Source organism: Bacteroides faecichinchillae JCM 17102 (assembly GCF_000614145.1).
GTDB classification, from domain to species: domain Bacteria; phylum Bacteroidota; class Bacteroidia; order Bacteroidales; family Bacteroidaceae; genus Bacteroides; species Bacteroides faecichinchillae.
This window is the reverse complement of record NZ_BAKK01000049.1, coordinates 21416-27575: the sequence shown is the minus strand read 5'-3', so window position 1 is coordinate 27575 and position 6160 is coordinate 21416. Positions and strand designations below refer to the sequence as shown.

General features: G+C 38.1%; 2 protein-coding genes and 2 pseudogenes. 1 reads left to right on the top strand and 3 read right to left on the bottom strand.

Translation table 11 applies throughout. The features are described from left to right. Positions 1 to 223 precede the first annotated feature (223 nt). From JCM17102_RS17915 to JCM17102_RS17905, 3 genes and pseudogenes are all read right to left on the bottom strand, one after another. Positions 224 to 448, bottom strand: coding sequence for a winged helix-turn-helix domain-containing protein (locus JCM17102_RS17915; protein WP_025076144.1), 225 nt, complete (start codon positions 446 to 448; stop codon positions 224 to 226). 509 nt (positions 449 to 957) lie between these two features. Beyond that, positions 958 to 2300 (bottom strand): annotated as a pseudogene (locus JCM17102_RS28335) (sigma-54-dependent transcriptional regulator). A gap of 80 nt (positions 2301 to 2380) precedes the next feature. Further along, positions 2381 to 3592, bottom strand: a complete 1212-nt coding sequence (locus tag JCM17102_RS17905) for a peroxiredoxin family protein (protein ID WP_025076143.1) — start codon at positions 3590 to 3592, stop codon at positions 2381 to 2383. A 130-nt stretch (positions 3593 to 3722) separates the two neighbouring features. Between JCM17102_RS17905 and JCM17102_RS28330 the strand changes: the two are divergent. Beyond that, positions 3723 to 6154: pseudogene (locus tag JCM17102_RS28330) on the top strand (FAD-dependent oxidoreductase). Positions 6155 to 6160: the final 6 nt, after the last annotated feature.

Sequence of the window (6160 nt, the reverse complement as noted above, 5' to 3'; positions counted from 1 at the left end):
GGTTAAATTCAAGTTATAAATACGAAAGTCCCCATTAAACATCACAATACAGATAAAAAGAGAAATAATAATCTCTAAAATATAATTTAAGTAATGAACACTCCGGTTAATCATGACTAAAAACAAAGAACAACCTAAAAGATTGTTCTTTGCAAAACCACTTCTTTCAAATTAAGAATTGGTATACTATTAGTTATGAATTAGAAAGTACTTTAAAAAGGGATCATCCAAAAGAAAAAGCAAAATGATTCTCATCGTACACCTCGATCAGTCCATTTTTACGTCCCACACATATTTTATTCTCACGAGCTAGCCAGCCAACAGCCAGCGCAGTACTTTCTACACTCAAATTGAGTTTTCGGGCAAGTTCTGGAATAGATATTTCATCGATTTCTTTAAGAGCATACCATACTTTTCCAGCGTTAGCACCTACAATTTTCTTATCCATAGCAAGATCAAAATTAAAAATTATTAATAAAGAAGAGACACAAGCAGTTTAAAAGTATTCAATCACTAAGAATTCAATAAATAAAATCTTTGTTCCATCCAAGATAAATGGTAGCTCTATTCTTTCGTCATAACATAAGACATAAGCCTTTTATCTTCAAAGACAGCAAAAGAAACTACCCATCTATACAACACAAAAGTGAAAAACGCCCACGTATATTTATATCATCAACGCAGGTGCTCTGCCTTTTTTGCATGTCGTAATTTATACCCTAAGATAAAAGAAATCGGTAATTTCATTACTATGTATAAAAGCGAAACGCTTTTAAATATTTTATCTCAATGAACGCAACCCTTTAACGGCTATTATAAATACAACAAATAAAAGAAATAAAAGATTATACCATCTCTTCTTTTTTCACTGTATACCTCCAAAATATCACATTTTTTAGTATTTTAGCTCCAAATTAGAATAAAATAGTTCATTTTACACGAAACAAAAACTTCAATTTATATCTTATACTCTTCTATTTTCCGGTAAAGTGTAGTAAGCCCGATTCTCAATAAACGGGCAGCTTCTGTTTTATTTCCTTTAGTATATTCAAGCACACGAGCAATATGCCTCCGTTCCATGGCAGAAAGTTCGAAACTTTCCATATTATCATCCGAACTTTCATAATGATTGTTTTGAATTTCGAAGGGAAGATCACAAACATCCAAACGTCCATTATCACAGACTATCAGGCTACGCTCAATCACATTCCTTAGTTCCCGGATATTTCCTTTCCACGGTTGCTGTTCCAGCGCTTGCAAAAAAGCCGGAGTTATTTCTGTAATAACATAAGAGAGTTTTTTTTCGGAAAATTTCTTTACAAAAGCAGTAGCGAGAATCTTTATATCACCTGTACGTTCACGAAGTGGCGGAAGATGTACCTGGAATACAGAAAGACGATAGAATAAATCTTCACGAAAGCGGCCTTCTTTGATTTCTTCTGTCAAATTACGGTTTGTGGCAGCTATGACACGTACATTCACACGTGTAGGTTTCGTATCACCTATCTTTATATATTCGCCCGTTTCAAGGATACGCAGTAATTTAGCTTGTAGTTCGAAGGCCATTTCACCAATTTCATCCAGAAAGATCGTACCATTATTGGCTTCTTCAAAAAGTCCCATCTTATCTTTCAACGCTCCTGTGAATGAACCTGCTTTATGACCAAACATTTCACTTTCTAGAAGCTCTTTACTGAAAGATGAGCAATTGACTGCTACAAAATTCTGTTTACTCCGCTTACTATTGTAATGAATTGCCTGTGCAAAGACTTCCTTTCCGGTCCCGGTTTCTCCGGTCAGTAAAACAGGGACATCAGTAATCGAAACTTTTTTCGCCAATGAAACGGCCTCTTTCAACACTTTCGATTCACCAGAAATGGAATCGAACGAATACATTTGTCCGACTTTCTTCTCAAGTTTCTCCAATCGAACATTCATATTCGCTTTATCGACTGCACGACTAATCAAAGGAATAATTTTATTATTATTGTCTCCTTTCATGATATAATCGAACGCACCATTTTTGATTGCCTGCACACCATCGGGAATATTTCCATGAGCTGTGAGTAGAATTACTTCAGTATTGGGATTCACCTTTTTAATATTCAGCACCAAGTCTACCCCATTCCCATCAGGAAGAAAAACATCGCACAAAGCTACATCGGGCAATTGAATCTCTAACTGCTTCATAGCAGCCTTGCAATCACCTGCCTGACTACTTCATACCCTTCTAATTCCAACATATGAGCCAAGAGGCTACGAATCTGGATCTCATCGTCAATAATAAGAATTTTACTCATAGTTAATTTTAAAAGGAAGAATGGCAAAACAGGGTGCGCAAATATAAGTCTTTTTTATGAATCCAAAAACAAGTAAATTATCATTCCGAAGAAAGGCTCAGTAAATTTATAGCATTCAATATCTCTTTGTCAGTAACCTTTTCACCATACCCATCAAAAACATTTCTGACAATCCGCTTTTCATCCAACAGGAAGAAAACCGGAACTGAACCACCAGTCTGATATTCTTTGCTTATTTCATCTGTTCCACCCAAAAGCATATATTTTATGCCACAGCGATTAATATAATTTTGAAGCGCATACCCCTCTCGCTTCCATGTCTCGATAGCGACAAGCCCCAAATCATCTATACTAAATTCCGTCCTCAATTTATTTAAGAAAGGAATCGAAGCACGACAAGGACCACAACCTATTCCTGTAAACTGTATCAATAGAGCTTTACTCTTTATATCAGAAAGAGACACCGCCTTTCCTGCAGCATCTTTTAAAGTCCAATCCGGAGCCTTCTTAGAAAGTAGTTTCGAAGCATACTGCACATTTTTTCTCTCACCATACTTCATTATTTTATAATCTTTCGGGAAAAACAATAAAAGATCAAACTTCTCTTTCGAAACACTATTCAATTGTGCATCCAGACATTCTTTCATCGAAATGTTAGTCGACATCTCCCTTCGCACTTTATAAGGCAGATTATTTGCCTTACTCACCCATAACTCATATATAGAAGTAGGATCCCAACAATACGGATTGACAGGCAAATGGCAGGCCTTTCCAAAAAACTCGACTTGTTCATTTTCATTAATAACGATTCTGATATGCCAGTCGGTAACATCATCCTCCACTACCACTGTTATGTTATCCGGAGTTTCAAGTGCATACTTAATTATATTTCTGGTATAATTGAAGAAAGGAGAAGATAAGGGTCTAAAAGGTAAAGGCTTTGTGGTGAAATCATCTATCTCTAACTTTTTAATATCATGATAAGCAATGGCACGGATAGTTCCATCATAACCAAACACAGCCTTTGTAGTATCAACTCCATCAAAATTGACAAACATCGCTCCTATAGTAGTATCACCAGGATGATCGTACTCGATACAAAAAGTTTTTCTATTCACTAATGCGGTCGTATCACCTGGCTCCCAAGTCTGCTCGATCACAAAATAAGTAGCTGATTCTATTTTCTCAAGATTACCTAATACCTTTCTTAAATAATCCACCTGACCATTCTGGGCACTCAGTATCATCATTGATAACAGAAAGCCCCCAATAAATACCAGTCGTGCTTTCATTATGCGTGTTTTTTATTAATAATCAGAGATTATGGAACGATATGCAAATATAAGTTTTTTCTATGAGTCCAAGAACAATTTAGTATGTTTCTTTGTTATTTCCAAAGGAAACTATTTACATAATTAAAATATGAAGATAATAATTATAGGAGGAGTTGCAGGAGGTGCCACCACAGCCGCACGTATCAGACGATCAGATGAGAAAGCAGAAATCATTCTGCTGGAGAAAGGTAAGTACATATCTTATGCAAATTGTGGATTACCGTATTACATAGGAGGAGTCATCAAAGAACGGGAAAAATTATTCGTTCAGACTCCAGAAGCATTTTCCACACGCTTTCGCGTCGATGTACGGACAGAAAATGAAGTAATCTTTATCGACCGAAAAAGAAAAACGGTAACCGTACGTCAAAGTAGCGAAGACACTTATGAAGAAAGCTATGACAAGTTATTAATATCAACGGGGGCTTCCCCCGTTCGTCCTCCCTACCGGGAATTGATCTGAACGGAATTTTCACTTTAAGAAATGTATCGGACACAGATCGAATCAAAGAATATATCAATCAGCACGCTCCCCGTAAGGCAGTTGTTATCGGCGCCGGGTTTATTGGACTAGAAATGGCAGAGAATCTGCACTCACAGGGAGCGGAAGTATCTATTGTAGAAATGGGAACTCAAGTAATGGCTCCCATTGATTTCTCGATGGCTTCGCTGGTCCACCAACACTTGATGGACAAAGGAGTAAATCTTTTCTTGGGACAAGCAGTAGCTTCTTTTGAAAGAGAGGGTAAAGGATTGAAAGTCTTCTTTAAGGATGGTCATTCTATTTCTGCCGATATTGTTATTTTGTCCATCGGGGTACGCCCGGAAACAAACCTGGCACGTGCCGCAGAATTAACAATCGGAGATGCGGGTGGTATTGCGGTTAATGATTACTTGCAAACCTCGGATGAATCGATTTATGCCATTGGTGACGCTATCGAATTCCGTCATCCGATTACCGGCATACCTTGGCTCAACTATCTGGCCGGACCTGCCAATCGCCAGGGACGTATCGTAGCAGACAATATTTTAGGAACCAAGATACCTTATGAAGGTGCGGTCGGTACTTCAATCGCAAAAGTGTTCGATTTAACAGTTGCTGCTACCGGATTACCCGGAAAAAAACTTCGACAGGCAGGAATCAGCTATTTATCAAGTACGATTCATCCTTCCTCGCATGCCGGTTATTATCCAGATGCAATGCCAATGAGTATCAAAATTACTTTCGACAAAGAGACTGGCCAGTTATATGGTGGACAGATTGTGGGTTATGATGGAGTAGATAAACGTATTGATGAAATAGCTCTTGTTATTAAACACGAAGGCACAATTTACGATCTGATGAAAGTGGAACAGGCTTATGCCCCTCCATACTCTTCTGCGAAAGATCCGGTAGCTGTTGCTGGATATGTAGCAGAAAATATAATTACCGGAAAAGTAAAACCTGTTTATTGGAGAGAATTAAGAGATATCGAGATGGAAAATAATCTCTTGCTCGATGTTCGTACTCCTGATGAATTTGCATTAGGAACTCTACCAAATGCGGTAAATATTCCTTTGGATGAGTTGCGTGACCGATTAGCTGAACTTCCCAAAGATAAGATGATATATACTTTCTGTGCCGTTGGATTGAGAGGTTATCTCGCCTATCGAATTCTGATACAACACGGATTTGAAAACGTACGCAATCTTTCTGGGGGACTGAAAACTTATCGTGCAGCTACAGCTCCTATTATACTTAATAATGCATCCGTACAACAAAACAAAGTGGTTACACCTACTGTTGAAGTAGCTAAAACGATTCAGGTAGATGCCTGTGGGTTGCAATGTCCGGGACCTATCTTAAAAATGAAAAAAACGATGGATACGCTCTCTTCAGGAGAACGGGTAGAAATCACTGCCACTGATCCCGGATTCCCCCGCGATGCTGCCGCATGGTGTAACTCAACAGGGAACCAACTGATTAAGAAAGAGTCTGTAGGAGGAAAATCAATAGTTATTATTGAAAAAGGAGAACCAAAATCGTGCAATATTGTTACTTCTTGTGACAGTAAAGGGAAAACTTTTATTATGTTTAGCGATGATCTGGATAAAGCTTTAGCTACTTTTGTGCTAGCTAACGGTGCAGCAGCAACGGGACAAAAAGTTACTATCTTCTTCACATTTTGGGGATTGAACGTTATCAAAAAGTTGAATAAGCCAAATGTCGAGAAGGATATTTTCGGAAAGATGTTTAACATGATGTTACCCTCAAGTTCAAAAAAACTAAAACTCTCTAAGATGAGCATGGGAGGTATAGGAGGGAGAATGATGCGGTATATCATGAACCGAAAAGGTATTGACTCACTGGAATCTCTGCGCCAGCAAGCTTTAGAGAACGGTGTAGAATTTATTGCTTGCCAGATGTCAATGGATGTAATGGGGGTAAAACAGGAAGAGCTCCTTGATGGAGTAACTATTGGCGGAGTGGCAACTTACATGGAACGTGCTGATAATGCTAATATCAACCTGTTCATATAAAAAGAA